The sequence below is a fragment of the Rhodoferax sp. genome, from assembly GCF_013297935.1.
Taxonomy (GTDB): Bacteria; Pseudomonadota; Gammaproteobacteria; order Burkholderiales; family Burkholderiaceae_C; genus Allorhodoferax.
Genome location: NZ_JAAFIX010000019.1, coordinates 1 through 22,048 on the forward strand (window position 1 = coordinate 1; position 22,048 = coordinate 22,048).

The 22,048-nt window shown below is 61.5% G+C and carries 18 protein-coding genes and 1 pseudogene; 9 read left to right on the plus strand and 10 right to left on the minus strand.

Features of this window, described 5'->3' with window-relative positions; genetic code table 11:
* Nucleotides 1-50 precede the first annotated feature (50 nt).
* Genes gyrB through QZW03_RS16620 form a run of 5 tightly spaced genes read left to right on the plus strand, consistent with a single transcriptional unit; the run spans nucleotide 51 to nucleotide 6,538 of the window.
* A complete protein-coding gene (gene gyrB, locus QZW03_RS16600; RefSeq protein WP_296511169.1) occupies nucleotides 51-2,654 on the plus strand; it encodes a DNA topoisomerase (ATP-hydrolyzing) subunit B in 2,604 nt (867 codons plus the stop codon).
* Nucleotides 2,654-3,340 carry a DUF3348 family protein gene (locus tag QZW03_RS16605; protein ID WP_296511170.1) on the plus strand — a complete coding sequence of 229 codons (687 nt, stop codon included), beginning with the start codon at nucleotides 2,654-2,656 and terminating at the stop codon, nucleotides 3,338-3,340. The genes gyrB and QZW03_RS16605 overlap by 1 nt, the downstream gene beginning before the upstream one ends.
* A 6-nt stretch (nucleotides 3,341-3,346) precedes the next feature.
* Nucleotides 3,347-5,233: a hypothetical protein gene (locus QZW03_RS16610; protein ID WP_296511171.1), complete on the plus strand. Its 1,887-nt coding sequence runs from the start codon at nucleotides 3,347-3,349 to the stop codon at nucleotides 5,231-5,233.
* A complete protein-coding gene (locus tag QZW03_RS16615; RefSeq protein WP_296511172.1) occupies nucleotides 5,230-5,874 on the plus strand; it encodes an OmpA family protein in 645 nt (214 codons plus the stop codon). Before QZW03_RS16610 ends, QZW03_RS16615 begins: the two co-directional genes overlap by 4 nt.
* Nucleotides 5,867-6,538: a DUF2894 domain-containing protein gene (locus QZW03_RS16620; RefSeq protein ID WP_296511173.1), complete on the plus strand. Its 672-nt coding sequence runs from the start codon at nucleotides 5,867-5,869 to the stop codon at nucleotides 6,536-6,538. Before QZW03_RS16615 ends, QZW03_RS16620 begins: the two co-directional genes overlap by 8 nt.
* Nucleotides 6,539-6,543: 5 nt before the next feature.
* Here the strand turns inward: QZW03_RS16620 and QZW03_RS16625 are convergent, their stop codons facing one another.
* From QZW03_RS16625 to hsdR, 9 genes are all read right to left on the minus strand, one after another.
* Nucleotides 6,544-7,404, minus strand: a complete 861-nt coding sequence (locus QZW03_RS16625; protein ID WP_296511174.1) for an NAD(P)-dependent oxidoreductase — start codon at nucleotides 7,402-7,404, stop codon at nucleotides 6,544-6,546.
* Between the two features lie 7 nt (nucleotides 7,405-7,411).
* Complete coding sequence (locus tag QZW03_RS16630) at nucleotides 7,412-8,158, minus strand: RNA ligase family protein (protein WP_296511175.1); 747 nt, start codon at nucleotides 8,156-8,158, stop codon at nucleotides 7,412-7,414.
* Nucleotides 8,104-8,631: a hypothetical protein gene (locus QZW03_RS16635; RefSeq protein ID WP_296511176.1), complete on the minus strand. Its 528-nt coding sequence runs from the start codon at nucleotides 8,629-8,631 to the stop codon at nucleotides 8,104-8,106. Before QZW03_RS16635 ends, QZW03_RS16630 begins: the two co-directional genes overlap by 55 nt.
* The gene (locus QZW03_RS16640) at nucleotides 8,628-10,019 is read right to left on the minus strand and encodes a DUF3696 domain-containing protein (protein ID WP_296511177.1); all 1,392 of its coding nucleotides are present in this window, start codon (nucleotides 10,017-10,019) and stop codon (nucleotides 8,628-8,630) included. Before QZW03_RS16640 ends, QZW03_RS16635 begins: the two co-directional genes overlap by 4 nt.
* A 30-nt stretch (nucleotides 10,020-10,049) precedes the next feature.
* Nucleotides 10,050-11,762, minus strand: a complete 1,713-nt coding sequence (locus tag QZW03_RS16645) for a restriction endonuclease subunit S (RefSeq protein ID WP_296511178.1) — start codon at nucleotides 11,760-11,762, stop codon at nucleotides 10,050-10,052.
* A 91-nt stretch (nucleotides 11,763-11,853) separates the two neighbouring features.
* Nucleotides 11,854-12,300, minus strand: coding sequence for a PIN domain-containing protein (locus QZW03_RS16650; RefSeq protein ID WP_296511179.1), 447 nt, complete (start codon nucleotides 12,298-12,300; stop codon nucleotides 11,854-11,856).
* Nucleotides 12,301-12,312: 12 nt separating this feature from the next.
* Nucleotides 12,313-12,549, minus strand: coding sequence for a type II toxin-antitoxin system prevent-host-death family antitoxin (locus tag QZW03_RS16655; protein WP_296511180.1), 237 nt, complete (start codon nucleotides 12,547-12,549; stop codon nucleotides 12,313-12,315).
* A 121-nt stretch (nucleotides 12,550-12,670) separates the two neighbouring features.
* Nucleotides 12,671-14,140, minus strand: coding sequence for a class I SAM-dependent DNA methyltransferase (locus QZW03_RS16660; protein ID WP_296511181.1), 1,470 nt, complete (start codon nucleotides 14,138-14,140; stop codon nucleotides 12,671-12,673).
* Nucleotides 14,141-14,383: 243 nt separating this feature from the next.
* Nucleotides 14,384-16,903, minus strand: coding sequence for an EcoAI/FtnUII family type I restriction enzme subunit R (gene hsdR / locus QZW03_RS16665; protein WP_296511182.1), 2,520 nt, complete (start codon nucleotides 16,901-16,903; stop codon nucleotides 14,384-14,386).
* A 140-nt stretch (nucleotides 16,904-17,043) separates the two neighbouring features.
* Between hsdR and QZW03_RS16670 the strand changes: the two genes are divergently transcribed.
* Both QZW03_RS16670 and QZW03_RS16675 read left to right on the plus strand, forming a co-directional pair.
* Nucleotides 17,044-17,397 carry a RidA family protein gene (locus QZW03_RS16670; RefSeq protein WP_296511183.1) on the plus strand — a complete coding sequence of 118 codons (354 nt, stop codon included), beginning with the start codon at nucleotides 17,044-17,046 and terminating at the stop codon, nucleotides 17,395-17,397.
* Entirely contained in the window at nucleotides 17,372-18,871 is a 1,500-nt protein-coding gene (locus QZW03_RS16675; RefSeq protein ID WP_296511184.1) for a pyridoxal-dependent decarboxylase, read from the plus strand. Before QZW03_RS16670 ends, QZW03_RS16675 begins: the two co-directional genes overlap by 26 nt.
* 67 nt (nucleotides 18,872-18,938) lie before the next feature.
* Here QZW03_RS16675 and QZW03_RS16680 read toward each other — a convergent pair whose 3' ends face one another.
* Nucleotides 18,939-19,949, minus strand: a complete 1,011-nt coding sequence (locus tag QZW03_RS16680) for a LacI family DNA-binding transcriptional regulator (RefSeq protein WP_296511186.1) — start codon at nucleotides 19,947-19,949, stop codon at nucleotides 18,939-18,941.
* 417 nt (nucleotides 19,950-20,366) lie between these two features.
* Here QZW03_RS16680 and QZW03_RS16685 point away from each other — a divergent pair, with 417 nt between their 5' ends.
* A complete protein-coding gene (locus QZW03_RS16685; protein WP_296511187.1) occupies nucleotides 20,367-21,653 on the plus strand; it encodes an extracellular solute-binding protein in 1,287 nt (428 codons plus the stop codon).
* Between the two features lie 30 nt (nucleotides 21,654-21,683).
* Nucleotides 21,684-22,048, plus strand: a pseudogene (locus QZW03_RS16690) (hypothetical protein); the annotation flags it as partial.

Genomic DNA, 22,048 nt, shown 5'->3' on the forward strand with positions numbered 1-22,048 from the left:
CGGGGGTTTGGTCATTCAAGAGTTTGAGATTTTTCGAAGAGAAGTTAGCCATGACTGAAGAAAACAAGTCGGTTTCCACCCCTGAAAACGCCGATGGCGCTGTGCACACGGGCGAGGGCGGAGCCGACAGTTCCAACTTCCAGCCCACCATCGACACCAACCAAGCCGGTGCGACCGAGGCCTATGGCGAAGGCTCGATCCAGATTCTTGAAGGCCTGGAAGCCGTGCGCAAGCGCCCCGGCATGTACATCGGCGACACGTCCGATGGCACCGGCTTGCACCATCTGGTGTTTGAAGTGGTGGATAACTCCATCGACGAGTCTCTGGCAGGTCATTGCGACGACATTCTGGTCACCATCCACTCCGACAACTCCATCAGCGTGGTCGACAACGGCCGTGGCATACCCACTGGCATCAAGCTCGATGACAAGCACGAACCCAAGCGCTCGGCCGCTGAAATCGCGCTGACCGAGTTGCATGCCGGTGGCAAGTTCAACCAGAACAGCTACAAGGTGTCCGGCGGTCTGCACGGCGTGGGCGTGTCTTGCGTGAACGCGTTGTCCAAAATGCTGCGCTTGACCATCCGCCGCGACGGCAAGGTCCACACGCTCGAATTCAGCAAGGGCTTTGTGCAGGGCCGCATTGTGGAGTCGCAAAACGGCGTGGACGTATCGCCCATGCGCATCATCGGCGACACGGAGAAGCGCGGCACCGAGGTGCACTTCCTCCCCGACACCGAAATCTTCAAAGAGAACAACGATTTCCACTACGAAATTTTGAGCAAGCGCCTACGCGAACTCAGCTTCCTGAACAACGGCGTACGCATCCGCCTCAAAGACGAGCGCAGCGGCAAGGAAGACGACTTTGCCGGCGCCGGTGGCGTGCAGGGCTTTGTGAACTACGTCAACAAGGGCAAGACCGTGTTGCACCCCAACGTGTTCCACGCCATGGGCGACCGCCAGAGCGACCAGCAAACCAATATCGGCGTAGAAGTGGCCATGCAGTGGAACAGCGGCTTCAACGAGCAAGTGCTGTGCTTCACCAACAACATCCCCCAGCGTGACGGCGGCACCCACCTGACCGGCCTGCGCGCGGCCATGACCCGCGTCATCAGCAAGTACATCGAGCAAAACGAAATGGCCAAGAAGGCCAAGGTCGACGTCACCGGTGACGACATGCGCGAAGGCCTGTGCTGCGTGCTGTCGGTCAAGGTGCCCGAACCCAAGTTCTCCAGCCAGACCAAAGACAAGCTGGTGTCGAGCGAAGTGCGCGGCCCGGTGGAAGACATCGTGGGCAAGCTGCTGGCCGACTACCTGGAAGAGCGCCCGAACGATGCCAAGATCATCGTCGGCAAAATCATTGAAGCCGCCCGTGCCCGCGAGGCCGCCCGCAAAGCCCGCGACATGACACGCCGCAAGGGCGTGCTCGACGGCATGGGCCTGCCCGGCAAGCTGGCCGACTGCCAGGAAAAAGACCCCGCCGGCTGCGAAATCTACATCGTCGAGGGTGACTCCGCCGGTGGCTCTGCCAAGCAGGGCCGCGACCGCAAGTTCCAGGCGATCCTGCCCCTGCGCGGCAAGATCCTGAACGTGGAAAAAGCCCGCTACGAAAAGCTACTCACCAGCAACGAAATCCTGACGCTGATCACCGCCTTGGGCACCGGCATCGGCAAGGCCGGCGGCACCACCGGCAATGACGACTTCAACGTCGCCAAGCTGCGCTACCACCGCATCATCATCATGACCGATGCGGACGTGGACGGCGCCCACATCCGCACCCTGCTGCTGACCTTCTTCTACCGCCAGATGCCCGAGCTGGTCGAGCGCGGCCACATCTACATTGCCCAGCCACCGCTCTACAAAGTGAAGGCCGGCAAAGAAGAGCTGTACCTGCAAGGCCCGGCAGAGCTGGATGGCTTCTTGCTACGTGTTGCGCTGCTCAACGCGTCGGTATTCACCGGTGGCCCCAATGGCACCACCATCAGCGGCGACACACTGGCCGAGTTGGCACGCAAACACCAAGTCGCCCAAAGCGTGATTGCCCGCCTGAAAAACTTCATGGATGCCGAAGCCTTGCGCTCCGTGGCGGATGGCGTGGTGCTGAACCTGGACACCGTGGCCGACGCCGAAGTGTCCGCCGCAGCGCTGCAGGCCCGCCTGCCCGACGCCGAAGTGGCGGGCGAGTTCGACGCCCGCACCGACAAGCCCATCTTGCGCATCAGCCGCCGCCACCATGGCAACGTCAAGAGCAGCGTACTCACGCAAGACTTTGTGCACGGTGCCGACTACGCCGCCTTGGCCGAAGCCGCCAACACCTTCCGCGGCCTGCTGAGCGAAGGCGCCCGCGTGATGCGCGGCGAAGGCGAGCGCGCCAAGGAAGAAAAAGTGTCCGACTTCCGTGAAGCCATGGCGTGGCTCATCACCGAAGCCGAGCGCACCACCAGCCGCCAGCGCTACAAAGGCTTGGGTGAAATGAACCCGGCCCAGCTGTGGGAAACCACCATGGACCCGACCGTGCGCCGCCTGCTGCGCGTACAAATCGACGATGCCATTGAAGCCGACCGCGTGTTCACCATGCTGATGGGCGACGAAGTCGAGCCACGCCGCGATTTCATTGAAACCAACGCGCTGCGCGCAGGCAATATCGACGTTTGATGCAGGGCCGAACCAGCCCTTCCGGGCTCGTCGGGCTGATGGAAGCTTGGGCCGCGGTCGACACCCGCGCGCCGCGACAAGATTGGGCAGAACACTGGAGTGCATGGCTGGGCCCGCTGGATGCGATTGCCCTGAGCACTGCGCTGCCCGGAATCCGCAGCGCCAGCATGGGCGAGCCCGCTGCGGCGGGCAAAAAGCAGGCTGTCGACTTGGCCGAGCTGCTGCGGCAATTGCGAGAAGACCTGACCCGCAGCATCCGCCAGCTGCCTGCCCCCCAACGACCCGGGCCGCGCTCCATGCCCTTGCCGAACGCCGTGGTCGAGCCTGCCGCTGATGAGGATTACGGCAGCTACCGCCAGCGCTACATTGACATTCAGCGCCGCCTAGAGCTGCGCATCGACCCCCTGCGCGAACACTGCCGCGACGTACTGTCACGCACCAGCCCCCGGCTCAGCCAGCTGGCGCAATTGGATGCCACGCTTGAGACCATGCTCGCTCCACACGCCCAGGCACTGCTGGCCACGCTGGCGGCTTTGTTGGAGCGACGCTTTCACCGCTACCGCCAGGACGAGAGCCTGCCGATGGCAGATTTTGAGCAGGATTTTCAAGACGCCCTGGTGGCGGAACTGCACTTTAGATTGGAACCTGTCGCCGGCTTGGTAGAAGCCTGGCGCACAGGCGCTTAAGACGATATGAACAAAGAATTGAACCGGTTTTACATTCCCGTGGCCTCGCTCCTGGGTGCCTTGGTGCTGGCCTGGATTGCTGCAGGATTTGTAGCCACCAGCCTGCTTGCACTCGTCATGACGCTGGTGATCGCCGGTGTGTATGCCGCCGGCCTGCGCGAGCTTCACCAGTACCGCCAAGACACGCGCGGCCTGCAACAGGCACTCACCGGCTTGCCCCCTGCCGTGGACACGCTGGCCCCCTGGTTGCTGGGTGTGCCGGCCCACCTGCAACACAGTGTGCGCCTGCGCATCGAGGGCGAGCGCGTGGCACTGCCCGGGCCTGCACTCACGCCGTATCTGGTCGGCCTGCTGGTCATGCTGGGCATGTTGGGCACCTTTCTGGGTATGGTGCTGACCTTCAAAGGCGCGGTGTTTGCGCTCGAAGGGTCTGCCGACCTACAGGCCATCCGCTCGGCACTGGCCGCGCCCATCAAGGGCTTGGGCCTCTCCTTCGGCACTTCGGTCGCCGGGGTGGCCAGCTCGGCCTTGCTGGGCTTGGTGTCGGCACTCAGCCGGCGCGAGCGCCTGCACACCAGCCGCTTGCTGGACCAGCATATTGCCGGGGTCTTGCGCCCTTTCTCACTGGCGCACCAGCGCGAATCCAGCCTGCGGGCCTTGCAGCAACAGTCGCAAGCTCTCCCCGCCGTGGCGGCCCAGCTGGAGCGCCTGATGACCCAGATTGAGCAGCGCCATGACGCGCTCAGCGCCCGGTTGGAGAGCCGTCAAGAAGCCTTTCACGACGAAGTCCAACGCGCCTACACCGGCCTGGCTTCAGCGGTGGGCCAGTCGCTGCAAGACAGCCTGGTCGCCAGTGCCCGCCATGCCGGCGAAGCCATTGTGCCGGTCGTAGAAACGGCCATGCAGCACCTGACGACCGAAGCCCGCGCCCAGCACCAACGCACCAGCGACACCCTGCACACCCAGTTGCAAGACATGTTGGCCGGCTTCCGCACCGGCACCCAGGCCCTGACTGCGGATTGGGCGCAAGCGCTCACCCACAGCACCCAGACCCTGCAAACCGAGTGGCAGCGCACCGGCGCACAGGCAGTGGCGCAACAGCAAGCCGTTTGCGCCGCGCTCGAAGCCAGCGCAGCCACCATCACCACCCGCACCAGCGAGCAGGCTGCCGCCGCGCTGGGTGGCGTTACCCAGGTGCTGGCACGGTCCGAGGCCTTGTTTGCCGCCCACCAGCAGAGCGAGGCCGCGTGGGCCGCGCAACAACAACACCGCATGGACGAACTGGCCGGCGTGTGGCGCAGCGAGCTGGCCGCCCTGCGCACCGAAGAAACCGCCCGTGGTGAGGCTGCCAGCCAGCGCCTCACAGAACTCACCACCCGCTTGCGCACCGAGATGACGCGTCTCGACGAGCGCGACACCCACGCCCTGCAAGAGCGCCATCAGCTCATGGAGCGGCTGGGCGGGCTGCTGCAATCCGCAGAAGCCACCACCCAAGGCCAGCGCGCTGCCATCGACACCCTGGTCGCCACCGCCGGCGGCACTCTGGCCCAGGTGCAACAGCAATTTGCCCAGACCCTGGCACTGCAGGGCGACAAGGCCGAGCAACTGGCGGCCCATGTGCAAGGCAGCGCTATTGAGCTCGCCAGCTTGGGCAGCAGCTTCCAGCAAGCGGTAGACCTGTTCGTGAGTAGCAACGATGCACTGGCGCGCAGCCTGCAGGGCATTGAGGCCGCCGTGAGCCAATCGGTCGAGCGCAGCGATGAGCAACTCGCCTACTACGTGAACCAGGCCCGCGAAGTCATTGACCTGAGCCTGAGCGCGCAAAAAGCCGTTGTCGAAGACCTGCGCAGTCTGCGCAACCAGGCGCGCACCGCCGCCGGGAGCGTCGCGTGACCGGTGACTACGACGTGGCCGACGACGCCGGCCTGGAAACTGCGCCCGTCTGGGCCGTTTTCGGCGACCTGATGGCGGGCCTACTGGGCGCGTTCGTGCTGGTGTTGGTGGGTGTGCTGGTGGTGCAGATGGACCTGGTGGCCAACCTGGAGGCCGAAGTCAAAAAACGCCAGCAAGAAGAGCAGCGCCGCATGGCGCTGGAGAAAGCACTCGCCATACCGCTGCAGTCGGGGCGGGTCACGCTCAACAACGGGCGCATCGGCATCAGCGGCAGTGTGCTGTTTGCCGTCAGCTCCGACCAGCTGCGCCCCGACGGGCGGCAGCTCCTCAAAAGCCTGGTACCGCCGCTGCAGGTGTACTTGGGGGAGCGCAACGAAATGCTCATGGTCAGCGGCTTTACCGACGACCAACCCGTCTCGGGCAGCAACCGCCGGTTTGCCGACAACCTGGAGCTGTCTGCACAGCGCTCACTCACGGTGACCCGCGCGCTGATTGAAGAGGGCATGCCCGCCTCGCGCGTGTTTGCCGCCGCCTTTGGCGCAGAGCAGCCGGTGGCCTCGAACCAGAACGACAGTGGCCGTGCCCTCAACCGCCGGGTCGAAATGGCCCCGGTCCCCAAAGGCGCGCCCGCCCATGACTGAGGCCCCGCAGCCGGCAGCGCCAACGCTGGCGCATGTGCTCGCCAGCCTGGAGGCCCTGCGCACCAGCGGCGCTCAAGCCCGCGACCCGGTGCGGTTTTGCCACCTGGAAACACTGGCCCTGCGGCTGCCCGCCCAAGCGCCCGCCGTGCAAACCCACCTGACGGCAGCGCTCCACCGTGGCTTGGCCGACTTTGAGCGCCGCCACGCCACCACGCCGACTACGCCCACACCGGCTGCCACGGCACCCGCGCAGCCCGCATTGCGGCGCAGTGGCCTCGGCCACCTGAAAGCACTCAACCGGGACCTGCGCCACCCGCAGACAGATTCAGCACCGGGCGGCAACGCTCCCAGCGCGCCCGGGGCCGTGCCCGAGATGAAAAGCGTGCAGCAGTTCCGCCGCGCCTGGGGCCGCATGAAAGTGCAAGACCAGGTAGAGCGCGCGCTCACCCAAGGCCCCGCCAACGCCGGGCCCCTCAACTCCCACCGGCTGGTACTGCGCACGCTAGCGCTGATGCAAGACCTGTCACCCGCCTACCTGCACCACTTCATGGGCCACCTGGACACCTTGCTCCAGCTGGAGAGCCTCACGCTACCGCAGCCGGCCAAGCCGGTGAAGGCGGGCAAGGCCCCGGGGCGCAAACCCGCACCTAAAAAGCAAACCTAAGCCAGTCAGCCCTCTTGCTGCAGCAACCACTGCAGTGCCTGCTCGGTCGTTATGTCGGCAGGGTCCAGCGGGTGGGCGTCGAGCGCTGCTACGGTCTTTGCAAACCGCTGCGCCACGCCGGGCAGCACCACGGACTCAAGGCCCTGGCGGGCCAGTTCGGTGGTGACCTCTTGCACTTCAGCGCTGCGCCGCTTGGCATGCAGCACATGGGTACGGACCAGCATGTCGAGAAAAGTGCGCAGCGGCGTGTCGTCAATGTCTTGCAACTGCGTGTAGAGCGCTTCGCGCAGGCCTTGGCGCTCGGCGGCCATCAGCAGCTCCACGCTCAGGGCTTCCAGGCCTTTGGTGAAAGTGCTGCGCAGGAGCTTCAGGGCCATGGCGTCGCCCGCGGTGCCGGCGGGCAAGGCGCTCACCCGGCCACCGGCGGCCTCCATCCAATGCTTGAATGCCCCGGCACCGTCGCCCGCCACCAAGAGCGGCGTGGTGTGCCCGCCCAGCGCCACCGCGCCCATGATGGCCACGTCCAAATATTGCACGCCCTGCTGCCGCAGCACCTCAGCCGCCGCGCGCTTGGCGTCCGGGCTGGCGGTAGTCATGTCGCAAAGCGTGGTGCCGGGCGCCATCCACGGCGTGCAGTGCGCCACCACCTGCGGGGCAGCGCTGCCAGTCACGCACAGCAGCACCGCGTCACTGGTGCGCAGCCATTCACCGGGGACGAGGTGCAGGGGCAGGCACAGCGCGTCGGCACACGCCTGCGCAGCGACACCCGCACGGGCGTTGCACAGCTGCAGCGTGTGGCCGGCCGCGTGCAGCGCCTTGGCGTAGGCCCGGCCGACCTCTCCTAGGCCGATGATGGTGGTGTTCATGGGGTGTTCAGCTTGAAATTGGTAAAGACTGAACAAGATTCCACTCCAATACGCGACTGCGCCAATGGCAATCAATCGTTTGGGTAAAGTCGGCGCGAACTAACTTAGCGCGTTGCTGTAACCAATCGCCAGTTTCACGGCGGATAACTAAGCCCTCTAACGAACCATGGCGAAACTGACTTTGTTTTGCGTGCACCCAATCCCGCAACTGCGGCATAACGACATGCCCAGTGTGTAACCTAGGCACGGTCTCCAGCCCCAACTGCGCAGCCCACGCGTTGCGACGCGCAGTGCTCCAGAACCGTCCTGTCGTGCGGTCATACACATCAAACACTAACCACCAATCTGGGAGCGCCACATAGTCCAGCGAATGCCGCGCTGCACACCACTCGCCAAACGCGATCAGGTGTGTACCTAAGGCATCAAACAGCCTGTCTTCATGGGCCGAGAGCCACGGTGCCAAGCGGGCAAACTGCCCATGAAGCGGCTGAGACAGGTACTGCCCCCGATTCTGTGCACGCAGCACGCCATCTGGTGACACCGAAAACCCTAAATTAGCACCGTCCAGCTTTTCCTCAACCACCACGTCGCCTGCCAACAACTCATCCGCTTCGTCGGGCGACAAAACCTTGTCATCTCGCGGCGCACCGGATGCAAGCCACGCAATATGGGGCGTATGGGGAAAGCGGAAGAAGTCAGTCACGGCAAAGCAGGTAATGGCTTCTTGGGAAATTTCTTGGCGTAAAACTGGCAAATGTCGTCGCCACAAAGAAACTCCACGTCAACGCCTTGAGCTTTCAGCTCTGGCCACCAGTCCAACCATTTGCAATCAGCGGCTTGCCAAATCGCTGGCTTAGCAGGATGCGCGTTAGCGACTGCAGCAAACTTTCTATCCGGTCGATCAAAAACAGCTTCAAGGGCGGGTACCGGAAACTCTGCAAAGCAATCTACCCCCAGCTCTGTCAATGGGACCAGATGGACACGCTGCCCATCGGCCAACTTGGTCAACACCCATTTGATGAACAGATCACCAACACCCTTACCTTTTCGGGGGATCGTCTTGTTTTGGTACTCACCCAAAATTCGGTACGCATCATCAATCGCAATTGAGCCGGTTTGCATCAACTGCTGCAAACGCTGTACACATTCAAGAACACATTCTGGTGACACGTCATCGTGAGCACCATTTGCCACCAAGATCACATTGGTATCAACAACGACCGTCATACAGCACGCTCTGCGCGCTCAGCCATTTTGGTTTTCATGGCCGCTGTGGTCCGAGCCACCGCGTCTGCCATCTCATCACCAAAAAAGTTGTCTGGCCAATTTTGAATATTCCCGTAGAGATCAATTTCCAGTGGCTCTAGCTCCGCCGTCTTGCCGGAACGCTTTGCGAAATAGATGGCAATGTCTTTAGGGGCAATGAGCCCCTCCGCAACACGCCGTTGCAATCGGTTGAGAAAGTGCTCTGAGTGGCTTTCAACGATCAACTGCACGTTACGGGGTTGTCCACCCTCCCAGGCTTGCACCGCACAAATAAAAGCATCCGCCAAGTGCGCTTGCACCTGTGGGTGCAGGTGGATTTCTGGCTGCTCCATCCAAACGGTGGAATTCTTGGGTGCATAAAAAGCCTCCACCAAAGCTGGCATCACCTGCGACACGCCAAAGCCCACATCCGTCAATTTGACCTCTGGCGAATCTGCATGCGTCTTTAGCAGGACTTCATACTCCTTACGACCAGCAGCCACAGGTTCAACTTTGAAACTGTGAATCACCCCCATCGTTTTTAGCCAATCGGCCAAAAACTTAGCGAAGGCATCCTGCTTGCGCCCTTTGCCACGACTCAACTTCCTGGTTTCTGACTCAGCGGCCAACACGGCTGCGACAGAGAACTCGCCCTGCATTCCAACGTCTGGCGGCGTCTCGCCAGACCACGAATAGATTCTCTTCGGATGACTCCGAAGCGGGCCAAGGTAATAAATGGAATTGAGCATACGCTCGGTTTCCAGCGAGAAGTCAGATAAAAAACCGGCGTTCTGAAAACGGGCCAAGGTAGCGTCGGAGAACCGATAGAACTTCTCGGGTGGATCCAAGGGCCAAGCCCGCCCCGTCACCTTGACGAGATTCAAAGGTTTTGCCTTCAAGGCGACTTTTGAATCCTGGTGAGTGTGTTCAATTTGCAATGATGCAGCGCCGTCGTCAAACAAAGAATAGCCGAGTCGCTCAACCTCGGGTTGATCGGCTTTACCCATCTTGAACGTCACGTTCAACCCAATTTCTGCGCCTTTGTACTTCTCTTTGGGATCTAAGGAATTGACAACTGTTAGCGGCAAGTTCGTTCGCCACTGCAAGGCAAACTCCATTTTTCGGCTGGTATCGTGGCCATATAGGCAGTCTTGGAAAGTGCCCAAATCAATCAACGATGTGGGATCGCCGACATGCAACGCCCGCTTACGGTCTGAAAGCAAAGCGGTTTGCTTCAAAGCAAGTAACAAATGACCCAAGCTACTCTTGCCGGCGCTGTTGCCACCAAAGATCACGGTTAGTGGTGCCAGCCGAATGTCGCCAGTATCCCGCCAGGCCTTGAAATTCTTAATACGCGCTTTGGTCAGCATAGTTGCGTCCTTGTTTTTGCACACCGTGTTTTAAATGACATTTTCCACCAGCGCCTGCGCAAGCAGGGCCTGCTGGGTGCGGGCGTTGGTGAGGCGCTGGCGCAGGTCGGCGCACAGGGCGCGCAGGGAGGCTACGCGGGCGACGATGCGGGATTGTTCAGCGAGGGGTGGGATTGGAATTTGAAATGCCTTGATCTTCCGAAGCACTAAATTCTTGTTGCCCACACCTTCTGTACCGTCTTCCGATTGCTGGCGAACAAAAGGAGAGTTGATAACGAGAGACAGGAAATCTCTATCTACCGAAACTGATGGGAGCTTTATCAACGCCACGCTAACGAATAAGCTGAAGGGTCGGGGGGTGTCAACAACAACTGCAATTCCGGTCGTACCAATTTTTGTAAGCAATACATCACCCACTTCAGGGTTGCAGCGTTTTGCCAAATCTTGATGAGCCTGTTCCGAAATGAATCTCGTGTCTGAGAAGTTGATAAAGCCTGAACTTAAATCTTTAACTGAGAGGAAAGGCACTCCTTCAGCAATATATGTCGGAGTGTGATGTGCCCCGTCAGTGATTTGTGAAGCAAGGCTCTCCATCGTTACCCACTCCCACCCCTGCGGCAAATCAAACGGCTTCTCATCCTCCGCAATCGGGGGCAGGGGTTTGTCGCGTTTGATCTTGCCCTCGGTAATCAGGCGGTCTTTTTCGGCGCGGACTTTCTTCAGGAGTGCGCTGGCGGGTTCGTCCTGGGGGTCTTGGGGGACGAGGTGGCCGCGCACTGCGAGTTGGAGGATGGTTTGCTCCAGGGCGTCCACGGCCTCGGGGCGGTCGAGCAGCAGGTCGAAGTGGGGGGCGATGCGCTGCCACCGGGCGTGCAGGGGGTCGGCCGGTTCGCCGGGCGTGGGGGCTGACGCGTCGGGCGCGCCCGCCCCGCTGGCGGCGGTGAGGGTGCCGAGCAGGGTGGCGACGAGTTGGGCGTGTTGCGTGGCTTCGAGGCGGGCCTTGTCCGAGAGCGCGTCGCACAGGCGCATGAGTTCTTCGACGCGGGTGACGATGCGGGATTGTTCGGCGAGGGGTGGGAGGGGAAACGCAGCATTTCGAGCGTCCTCCGTGCCAAGCCGCGGCATCTTCATTCCGTAGCTTCGGGCATTTACATAGTCGAGGAAATAGGGGCTGCTCAACGCCAACCGAAAGAAGTGAGGCTCAAAGTCACCGTGGCATCGAAACGGAATTATCTCTGTTGTGCAAACGCCGTCTTCATCAGCAACCAAGACCTTGTTCAAGTAAGGCCGCAACTTTCCGTACAAGACATCGCCTTTGGAAAAACCGTTCTTATCGCTAAGCGCAGGGCGTTCGGCGAAACGAAGCCGCTGAACAAGACGCCCGGAAGATTTCTCAATATCCTCCATGTCCAACACCCATGTTTCCCGCGCTATAGCACCGGCCTTTTGGGGTGAACCGTAATTGGTGATGTCCCCCAACCGCACCCACACCCACCCGTTCGGCAACTCAAACGGCTTCTCCTCCTCCGCAATCTCCGCCAGCGGCTTGTCGCGCTTGATCTTTCCCTCCGCAATCAGCCGGTCTTTCTCGGCGCGAATCTTCTTGAGCAACTCGCTCGCCGGTTCATCGCTCGGGTCTTGGGGCAGCAGTTTGCCCTGCACGGCCAGGGTCAAAATCAGTTCGCGCAGCTTGGCTACGCCGTCGGGCGCGGTGGCCAATAGGTTCAAATTTGATAGCAGCATGCGTAGGTTCTACGAGGGCTAGATGGTGATTCGGAGTGTGAAAGCACATTCGCTACACCGTGTGTAGCGAATCCTCACGGTCCACTCAATCTCAGTGGGTTAAAAGTCCGCTCAGCAGCGGCGAGCGTTGTGCGGCAAACGGGTCCACCACCGTAACGCCACGCCAGGTAAAGCCGTTCTGAAAATCTTCGCTCAGTAGCAGGCGGCAGTGACTTTCGGCGGCCACGGCCAGAATCAATGCATCCCACATCTGCAACTGGTGGTCCACCACAAGATCAAGCGCTGCCTGAAACGCAGACCAATTCGAGTCCACCACCTCAAAACCGTCGGCCCAACCCAGCACGGCCTCGCGCACAGTGTCGGGCGGACGCCGCGCTTTGCCGGTCAAAACGCGCGTCAACTCCCCCAAGGCTTGTGCGGGCAACACGACGGACTCCAACGGGAGTTGTTCCATCAATTGCAAGGCTGCCGCGCAGCGCGCCGCGTCGCCCAGCCCTTCGGCGTGAACAAGGATATTGGTGTCCAGAGCGATGCGCATAGGCTGGCCTACTTAGCCTTCGTACAGTTCGTCACGCGTCCAGTCCCGCTTACCTGAGGCCGTGTTCTGACGCAGGCGGCTCAGCAAGGTTTGCCGGGCTATCTGGCGTTGATGGTTCTCCCGCACAGCAGGGCCTATGGTGGCAACGGGTTTGCCGCGCGACAAGACGGTGACCACTTCGCCGGTGGCGACATCACGCAACAGGCCGGAAAAGTGCCGATTGGCATCGGCGGCGGAAATGGTTTTCATGGGGAAACTCTCTATGTAGTGCTGAGCACTACTTTAGCTTGACTATCGGCACGCGTCAAGCAAGGGCTTGATAGGGGGTAAATCCCGAAATACTTCAAATTTGATAGCGGTGTGCGCACATTCAACGAGGGCTAGCGAGCGATTTGGCTAATATTTCTTTCAGCTGGTCGCGCAGCGCCTGGGCCTCGCCCTGCAAGCGCTGGTAGTCGGCCAGCAGGTGCTCGGGGTTGTGGTCGGTCACCTCGCCCACGTGGGGATTCTTTTGGTCGAGGTTGTAGTTGGCGGCCTTGATCTGGTCGATGCTCACCTTCCAGGCGCGTTCGTTTTCCACGCGGCTGGCAAAGCCATCGGCCTCGGTGCCCCACCAGGCTTTTTCGGCGTCGAACTCTTCGATGCGGATGGGCTTGGTTTTGTTGTAGTTTTTCACGCCCGCCGGGTAAGGGTGCTCGTAGTACCAAACATCGGTGGTGGGCTGGCCTTTGGTGAAGAAGAGCAGGTTGGTTTTGATGCCGGTGTAGGGCGCGAACACGCCGTTGGGCAGGCGCACGATGGTGTGCAGCTTGCACTCTTGCAGCAGTTGCTCTTTGATGCGGGTTTTGACGCCTTCGCCAAACAGGGTGCCGTCGGGCAGCACCAGCGCGGCGCGGCCGCCGGGTTTGAGGATGTGCTTGATGAGCACCAGGAACAAGTCCGCCGTTTCTTTGGTGCGCACGTCAGCCGGAAAGCCCTGCTCGATGCCTGGCTCTTCCACGCCGCCAAAGGGCGGGTTGGTGAGGACTACGTCTACGCGGTCTACGGCCGAGTAGTCGCGCAGCGGGCGGGCCAGGGTGTTGTCGTGGCGGATGTTGCTGGGCACCTCGATGCCGTGGAGCATGAGGTTGGTCACGCACAGCATGTGGGGGAGCTGCTTTTTCTCGACGCCGTAGATGCTGGCCTGCAGGGTGGCTTCTTGGTCGGGCGTGTGTACCTGTTTGCGCAGGTGCTCGATGGCGCAGACCAGAAAGCCGCCGGTGCCGGTGGCGGGGTCGAGCAGCTTTTCGCCCAGGCGGGGGTTGGTTTGGTCCACCATGAACTGGGTGACGGCGCGGGGGGTGTAGAACTCGCCCGCGTTGCCGGCGCTTTGCAGGTCGCGCAGGATTTTTTCGTACAGGTCGTTGAACTGGTGGCGCTCGGCTTGGCGGTTGAAGTCGACCCCGGCCAGTTTGTTGATGACCTGGCGCAGCAGGTGGCCGCTTTTCATGTAGTTGAAGGCGTCTTCAAAAACGCCGCGCACCACGTAGCCACGCGGGTTGCGCACGGGGTCGGCGCTCAGGGCCTTGAGGCCGCCAAACAGGTCGTTGTTGACAAAGCTGAGCAGCGCGTCGCCGGTCATGCCCTCGGCGTCTGCCGCCCAGTTGCGCCAGCGCAGGGGCTCGGGGATGGGGCTGTCGTAATGGTCGCGGGTGAGCTCCAGCTCTTCTTCCAGCGCGTCAAACACTTTGAGGAACAAGAGCCAGGTGAGTTGGCTGATGCGCTGGGCATCGCCATCGACGCCGCTGTCCTGGCGCATGACGTCCTGGATGGATTTGATGGTGGGGGTGAGGTTGGACATGGGTGGCGGTGTTTTTATAGTGTTTTAGGGCTCTAGCCCTTGTAGAACTTGCGCGGGTAGCTACTAAATGTGTAGCAAATTGAAAGGGTTGGATAACTTTCTTGTCTAAATTTCGCCAAAAACAAGGCGTAGACATGAATGAAATCAAGGACTTAGGCGTATTTCGAAGGATAGCTCTCAGCTGAAATATCCAGAAATATCTGAATTTAGATAAATTATCTTTTTCCAGATATTTCCAGATAATCACGCCGCTTTGCCTTCTGCGGGCGCATACAGCTCCCGCTCCAGCGCTTGCAGCGCCGCCAGGTACTGCGGGCGGCCGCCGAAGCTTTTGACCAGCTCGCCGGAGCGCCCCAGGCTGGTGAAGGGTTGCACGCTCAAGGCGGATTCGCTCTCTACGGCGGCAATGCCTTCGTCGGCGTATTTGTCGAGCAGCGCCTCCAGCACCTTGCGGGCCACGGGGCCGTAGTGGGTAAACACGTTGCGCTTTTTGACGCGGCGGGCGCGCTCGCGGCGGGTGAGTGCGGGCATGTTCCAGGCGACGTGCAGCAGCAAATCAAACGGGTCCAGCCCGGTGAGGCCGGTGGCGGCCACTTCTTCGGCCAGGGCTTCGACCAGCACGCCGTGCTTTTCAAGCTCGTCCAACAGCGCGACTTTGCGGTCGGCGTCGCTCCAGGCTTGCAAGAAGGCGTCGAGTGAGGCGTATTGCTTGTGCAGGTTGATGCGGGTGTAGTCGCGCAGGCTTTCGGTGATGAGCTTGCCTTCGGCGTTGAGGTATTGCACCCGCTCGCGGGCCACGGACACGGTGACTTGGTTGCCCAGCACGTATTTGATAACGGGGGTGCCGCCACCGCCGCCAAACGGGCCGAGCATGTCGGGCGACTGGCCTTCAGCAAGCCCAGGGTGGGCGGTGTGGGGGTTGTCTAAGCCCAGCGGGTCGAGCACGTTGTCGGGGGGAGCAATAGGCTCTTCGCCTTTGGGCTCGTAAATCTGCACCGGCTCGCCGTCAAAGTCTTTGTCGGCAAACAGTTCGGTGGCGCGCTTGAAGTCGAGGATGGTGAACCAGCTTTTGCCCAGCTCAACTCGAAGGCGGGTGCCACGGCCAATGATTTGCTTGAACAGCGTCATGGACTTGATGTTTTGGTCCAGCACGATGAGCTTGCAGGTTTGCGCGTCCACCCCGGTGCTCATGAGCTTGGAGGTGGTAGCGATGACCGGGTAAGGTTTTTCGGGGTCGATGAAGTTGTCGAGCTCACGCTTGCCTTCGGGGTTGTCGCCGGTGATTTGCACCACGTAGTTGGGCTGGGTGGCGCAGAGGTCGGCATTGGCATTGCTGAGCGCTTGGCGCATGCGGGCGGCGTGGTCGATGTCTTCACAAAACACGATGGTTTTGGCCATGCGGTCGGTGGCCTTCAAGTACGCGGTGATGCGCTCGGCCACCACCGCATCGCGCGGCTCCAGCACCAGTTTGCGGTTCATGTCGCGGCCGGTGTAGACGCGGTCTTCAATAAGCTGGCCTTTGTTGTCGGTCATGCCGGCGGTGGGGCGCCAGCCGAAGGTGTCTTTGTCTAGGTCCACCCGGATGACTTTGTAAGGCGCCAAGTAGCCGTCTTCAATGCCTTGCTTCAAGCTGTAGGTGTACACAGGCTCGCCGAAGTAGAAGCTGTTGGAGACCTCTTTGGTTTCTTTGGGCGTGGCGGTCAGGCCCACGTGGGTGGCGCTGGCGAAGTAGGTGAGGATGTCGCGCCACGCAGAGTCTTCGTTGGCGCTGCCGCGGTGGCACTCGTCCACCACGATGAGGTCGAAGAAGTCGGGGCTGAACTGCTTGTAGATGTTTTGCTCTTCTTCGGTGCCCGAGACGGCCTGGTAGAGCGAGAGGTAGATTTCGTAGCTTTTGTTGACCTGCTTGGTGGTTTTGTCTATGGCCAGGTCCACCTCGTCTACTTCCAACTTACCCTGCGCGTTGATGCGCTCCACGCCTTTCGCGTTGGGGCTGAGCTTGGCCATGGCGCCCTTGAAGGGGCGGAAGTCGTTGACCATGGTCTGGTCGATGAGGATGTTGCGGTCGGCCAGAAACAAAATGCGCTTTTGCCCACCCGGCCTATCGGCGCGCCAGGTGGACTTCCACAGCCGGTGGATGATTTGGAAGGCGGTGTAGGTTTTGCCGGTGCCGGTGGCCATGACAAGCAGCACGCGATTTTGCCCGTTGGCAATGGCTTCTACCGTGCGGTTGATGGCGTTGAGCTGGTAGTAGCGCGGCACTTTTTTGCCGGTGAGGTCGGGCGCGTAGTCATGTGCGGCCACGCGTTGCACCTCGGGGGGCCAACCTTTCCAGGCGCAGTAGCGGGCCCAGAGTTCGGCAGGGCTTGGGAACTGGTCGAGCGTGATGGTTTGCTCCAGCACGCCGGTGGCCAAGGTGGCGTCGCGGAACACAAAGCCGTCGCCATTGCTGGAGAAGCAAAAGGGCACGTCCAATAGCTCGGCGTAGTTCAGGGCCTGCTGCATGCCGGCTTGCAGGGAGAAGCGCGACTTTTTGACCTCGACCACCGCCAGCGGAATATGGGGCTTGAGGCACAAAACAAAGTCGGCCTTGAGCACGGTGCTTTCGTCGCGGTGGGACTTGTTACCCCGCACCACCATGCGGCCTTTGCGCAAAGTGAACTGGGCGTAAATTTGCTCCAGCGTGTGCCAGCCGGCTCGCACCATGGCGGGGCGGACGAATTTGTCGCTGATATCGCTCTCGGAAAGCGTGTGTTTGTTCATGCGCTTGCGGCTCCCTGCCGGTTTTTATGGGCCCGGAAAAGTGCTCGGCCCGGGCTGCGGAGCATTCTGCCACCGGGCTTGGGCAGGGCGTGGGTTCTAGTAGTATCCGCCGCACTGTTTTCAACCTCTATCGCCCCTCTATGACTGCCCACTCCATCACCCGTATCTACCCCGCCGCCCAATGGTCTGACGCGGTGGTGCACAACGGCACTGCGTATTTTGTAGAGGTGCCCGAGAGCGGCACCGACATCACCAGCCAGTCTCTCGCGGTGTTTGCCCAGGCTGAGCGCACCTTGGCGCTGGCGGGGAGCAGCAAGGCGCACTTGCTGATAGCCACCATCTACCTCAAGCACATGAGCGACCGCGCAGCTTTCAATGCCGCGTGGCAGGCTTGGCTGCCCGAGGGCTGCGCCCCTGCACGGGTGTGCGTGAGCGCCGAGATGGCCAGCCCGGACTACCTGCTGGAGATTGCCTTCACCGCTGCTGTGGCCTGACCCGGTGCGCGCCTCCGCGACCACGCCTTTCCAAGCGGCACCCGACAGCTTGGACCCCACCGACTGGAACGCCGTGCGCGCAATGGGCCACCGCATGGTGGACGACATGGTCGACATGCTGACCGGGCTGCGTGAAGCGCCAGTGTGGCAGCCCATGCCGGCCGAGGCGCGGCAGGCTCTGCGCGGGGGTGACTTGCCTACCGGGCCCGGCGACCTGGACGCGGTGTACCGCGAGTTTCAAGCCCTGGTGCAGCCTTATGGCAGCGGCAACATTCACCCCCGCTTCATGGGCTGGGTGCAGGGCGGGGGCAACCCCGTGGGCATGCTGGCGGAGCTGTTGGCAGCGGCCACCAACCCCAACCTGGGCGGGCGGGACCACGCCCCTATTGAGGTGGAACGCCAGGTCATTCGGTGGGCGGCGCAGATGCTGGGCTTCCCGATGGATGCCAGCGGGGTGCTGGTGACCGGCGCCTCCATGGCCAACTTGATTGCGGTGCTGGTGGCGCGCGCCCATGCGCTGGGCACCGGTGTGCGGCGCAGCGGCCTGCACGGCCGCCCGCTGGTGGCCTACACCTCGCTCGAAACCCACAACTGTGTGGCCCGCGCCATGGACATGGCGGGCCTGGGCAGTGATGCGCTGCGCCTGATCGGGCTGGACGCGCAGCACCGCATGGACATGGGCGCCCTGCAAGCTGCTCTGGCGCAAGACCGCGCCGCCGGGCTGCAACCTTTTTTGGTGGTGGGCAGCGCAGGCACTGTGGACACCGGTGCGGTGGACGACCTCACTGCCTTAGCCGCACTCGCGCGGGCGCAGGGCCTATGGTTTCATGTGGACGCAGCCTACGGCGCGCTGGCCATGCTCTCGCCAGCGCAGCGCCCGCTGGTGCAAGGTTTGAGCGAGGCGGACTCAGTAGCGTTTGACTTTCACAAATGGGCGCAGGTGCCTTACGACGCGGGGTGCGTTGTGGTGCGCGATGCTGCCCTGCACGCGGCCACCTTTGCCAGCCAGCCTGCCTACTTACAGCGCAGCGTGCGCGGGCTGGCGGGCAACCAGCCTTGGCCTACCGACTTCGGACCCGACCTGTCGCGCGGCTTTCGCGCGCTCAAGGTTTGGATGACGCTCAAGACCTATGGCACCGACAAGCTGGGCCAGGTGGTGGCCCACAACTGCAGCCTGGCGCAGCAACTGGCCCGCCTGGTGGACGCCCAGCCGCAGCTGGAGCGCTTGGCACCCGTCACGCTCAATGTGGTGTGCTTCCGCGTGCTGGCGCAGGGTGTGGACCTGGATGCGCTGAACGCCGACATCGTGGCCGATGTGCAGGAGTCGGGCGTGGCCGTGCCGTCCACCACCCGCATCCGCGGGGTGCTGGCGATCCGCGTGGCGCTGGTGAACCACCGCACCCGGCTGACCGATGTGGAGATGCTGCTGGCCGCCGTGCTCTCAACGGCGCGGGAACGGCTGGCCTCGGGCTAGTTTTCGGCCAAATAGCGCTCTAGCCCTCGTAGATATTGCGTGAGCAGCTATTGATTTGATAGTGTATTTAGCACACCGGCCCGGTCGAGGCCCGCACCATCAGCACGGGGTCAGGCACGTGCATGATGGTCGGTTCGTGCTGCGGGTTTTCAATCAAATCGAGCAGCAGGTTGATCGACATGGTGGCCACCTGCTCAATACCCAGCGCCACGGTGGTGAGCGCGGGGCGCATGTCACGGGCGAGTTGAATATCGGTAATGCCGATGAGCGAAATGTCTTGCGGAATGCGCACACCCCGGTCGGCCAGCGCTTGGCTGGCGCCATAGGCCATCAGGTCGTTGGTGCAAAACAGTGCGGTGATGTCGGGGTGCTGCGCCAGCAGCGAGTCGGTGGCTTCGTGGCCGCCGGCTACGGTGTCGCTCACATTGCGCACCATGTCCTCGGCCACCGTGATGCCGGCTGCCGCGAGTGCGCTTTTAAAGCCATTCAGCCGCCCGAGCTGCATGCCTTCCAGGCCGCAACCCACAATCGCGCCGATGCGGGTGTGGCCCAAGTCCAGCAAGTGCTGGCCGGCAATCTCGCCGGCGCGGTGAAAGTTCACCACCACATGGGGAATCTTGTCGGCCAGGTCAACATGCTCTTCGGATGCCAGCACGATGGGGGAGCGCCGGGTTTTGAGTTCATTGATGTCACTGGCGCTGATACCGGTGTGCAGCACCAGCACACCATCGGCCAGGGTGCCGGCAATCTGGTGCAGGTAGGCGCGGCCGATGTCGGGCCGCTCGTCGGTGTTGCACACCATCAAAAAGTAGTTGCGGTGCCGCGCCACCCGCTCGGCCACCCGCACAAACTCGGGGTAGAAGGGATTGTTGATGTCGGGCAGCACCAGCGCCACCATGGACGACTTGCCCTCGGCCAGCGCGCGGGCCATAAGGTTGGGGCGGTAGCCGGTCGCGGCAATCGCCTCCTGCACCTTTTGCACCGTGGCGGGCTTCACCTTCTGGGTGTTGCGCAGCACGTTGGATACGGTGGCAGTGGTGACCCCGGCCAGGCGGGCGACTTCGCTCAGGGTAGCCATAGGTGCTGCAACTTGGTGTGAATTGGCATCGATTGATACTTTTTTTGACCCCTAGGACTTACCCTAGGGGTCGATATTTTTGCGGATACCCGTAGGTATACTCCAAAAATTGTCGAATTTAACCGCTTAAATTTTTAATTTGCGGATGTCTCCCCGGCAGGTCTGCAAGCCTTCCGGACCGTAGGCGGATTGAATGTCGGCATGTGTTTCAGTCAGAAATTTAACCGCTTAAATTTACGAAAGGACGCCAGCCAGTACCAGGATTCAACCCCCCACACACTCTGGTTTCATTCACAAAGGCAGAGCCTGACCCGCCCCCCATGAATAGGTAGGCCCGGACTCTGGAGACAACGGATGCGCGTGCTACGGTTCACCCCGCACGACGTGCCCGACCCCATATCAACAGGAAGACAGACTATGAATTTCGCTAAACGCTTCACGATCCGCAGCACCGCTGCCGCCATGCTGGGCCTGGCCCTGGGCACCACGGGCCTGATGGCCAGCCACGCCGCCAACGCCGGCGAAGTCACCATCTGGGCATGGGACCCGAACTTCAACATCGCCATCATGCAAGAGGCGGCCAAGCGTTACACCGCCAAGAACCCCGGCGTGACCTTCAAGATCGTGGACATGGCCAAGGCCGACGTGGAGCAGAAGCTGCAGACCACCCTGGCCTCCGGCGTGACCAAGAACCTGCCCGACATCGTGCTGGTGGAAGACTACAACGCTCCCAAATACCTGCGCTCTTTCCCCGGTGCTTTTGAGCCTCTGTCCGGCAAGGTGGACCACAAGGCATTCGCCCCCTACAAGGTCAACCTGATGAGCTTGGGCGGCAAGGTCTACGGCCTGCCTTTTGACACCGGCACCACCGGCATGTACTACCGCAGCGACCTGATCAAGCAGGCTGGCTTCACCGACAAGGACATGCAAAACATCACCTGGGACCGTTACCTGGAAATCGGCAAGCAAGTCGAAGCCAAGACCGGCAAGAAGATGTTTGCCATGGACCCCCAAGACATCGCCACCATCCGCATCATGATGCAGTCCGCAGGCCGCTGGTACTTTGACAAAGACGGCAAGCTCGACATCAAGAACAACCCCGCCCTGAAGGCAGCCCTGGAAACCCAGGTCAAGTTCATGAAGACCGGCGTCTACAAGCCCACCTCCGGCTGGGGCGAGTGGGTCGGCGCACTGAACAAGGGTGACGTCGCGTCCGTCATTACCGGCGTGTGGATCACCGGCTCTGTAAAGGCAGAAGCCAGCCAGTCCGGCAAATGGGCTGTAGCTGCGACTCCCCGCCTGAATGTGCCGGGTGCCACCAACGCGTCTAACCTGGGCGGCTCCAGCTGGTACGTGCTTTCCAGCGCCAAAGAAAAGGCCGCTGCTGCCGACTTCCTGAACCAGATCTACGCCAAGGATGTGGATTTCTACCAAACCATTCTGCAGTCCCGCGGTGCGGTGGGCTCTTTGTTGGCTTCGCGTAACGGCAAGGCTTACTCTGAAGCTGACCCCTTCTTCGGTGGCGACAAGGTCTGGCAGAAATACAGCGACTGGATGGGCAAAGTGCCTAGCGTGAACTACGGCATCTACACCGCTGAAGGTGACGCTGCGGTAGCCGCTCAACTGCCTGGTTTGGCCCAAGGCTTGCCGGTCGAGAAGGCGCTGGAAAACATCCACAACCAGCTCGCCTCGCAAATCAAGTAAGCCACGGCAACACTGCACCCAAGGAGCACCATGGCGCCCAAGCCTACGACCAGCTACCGGCGTTTTTACGACGTCAACGGTTGGCTATTTGTTTCCATCGCACTTGGGCTGATCGGGGTCTTCATGGCCTATCCGATCGCCAAATCGCTGTGGATGTCCCTGCATGCCGGGCAGGGAACGGTGGTTGAGTTCGTAGGCACCGGCAACATCGTGCGTCTGGCCAGTGACCCTGTCTTTCTGAAGGCACTGCAGAACACCAGCATTTTTCTGGTGATTCAGGTGCCCATCATGCTGTTGCTGGCGCTGGTCATGGCCAGCTGCCTCAACATGCCGAACCTGCGCTTTCGCGGGCTGTTGCGCACGGCAGTGTTCCTGCCTTGCGTGACCTCGCTGGT

Bases quoted from the DNA above. Each gene is read 5' to 3' on its own strand.
- hsdR (WP_296511182.1), bottom strand. From the start codon at position 16,903: ATGAACAAACACACGCTTTCCGAGAGCGATATCAGCGACAAATTCGTC.
- QZW03_RS16625 (WP_296511174.1), bottom strand. From the start codon at position 7,404: ATGAACACCACCATCATCGGCCTAGGAGAGGTCGGCCGGGCCTACGCC.
- QZW03_RS16660 (WP_296511181.1), bottom strand. From the start codon at position 14,140: ATGTCCAACCTCACCCCCACCATCAAATCCATCCAGGACGTCATGCGC.
- QZW03_RS16610 (WP_296511171.1), top strand. From the start codon at position 3,347: ATGAACAAAGAATTGAACCGGTTTTACATTCCCGTGGCCTCGCTCCTG.
- QZW03_RS16620 (WP_296511173.1), top strand. From the start codon at position 5,867: ATGACTGAGGCCCCGCAGCCGGCAGCGCCAACGCTGGCGCATGTGCTC.
- QZW03_RS16635 (WP_296511176.1), bottom strand. From the start codon at position 8,631: ATGACGGTCGTTGTTGATACCAATGTGATCTTGGTGGCAAATGGTGCT.
- QZW03_RS16650 (WP_296511179.1), bottom strand. From the start codon at position 12,300: ATGCGCATCGCTCTGGACACCAATATCCTTGTTCACGCCGAAGGGCTG.
- QZW03_RS16670 (WP_296511183.1), top strand. From the start codon at position 17,044: ATGACTGCCCACTCCATCACCCGTATCTACCCCGCCGCCCAATGGTCT.
- QZW03_RS16640 (WP_296511177.1), bottom strand. From the start codon at position 10,019: ATGCTGACCAAAGCGCGTATTAAGAATTTCAAGGCCTGGCGGGATACT.
- QZW03_RS16680 (WP_296511186.1), bottom strand. From the start codon at position 19,949: ATGGCTACCCTGAGCGAAGTCGCCCGCCTGGCCGGGGTCACCACTGCC.
- QZW03_RS16655 (WP_296511180.1), bottom strand. From the start codon at position 12,549: ATGAAAACCATTTCCGCCGCCGATGCCAATCGGCACTTTTCCGGCCTG.
- QZW03_RS16605 (WP_296511170.1), top strand. From the start codon at position 2,654: ATGCAGGGCCGAACCAGCCCTTCCGGGCTCGTCGGGCTGATGGAAGCT.
- QZW03_RS16685 (WP_296511187.1), top strand. From the start codon at position 20,367: ATGAATTTCGCTAAACGCTTCACGATCCGCAGCACCGCTGCCGCCATG.
- QZW03_RS16645 (WP_296511178.1), bottom strand. From the start codon at position 11,762: ATGCTGCTATCAAATTTGAACCTATTGGCCACCGCGCCCGACGGCGTA.
- gyrB (WP_296511169.1), top strand. From the start codon at position 51: ATGACTGAAGAAAACAAGTCGGTTTCCACCCCTGAAAACGCCGATGGC.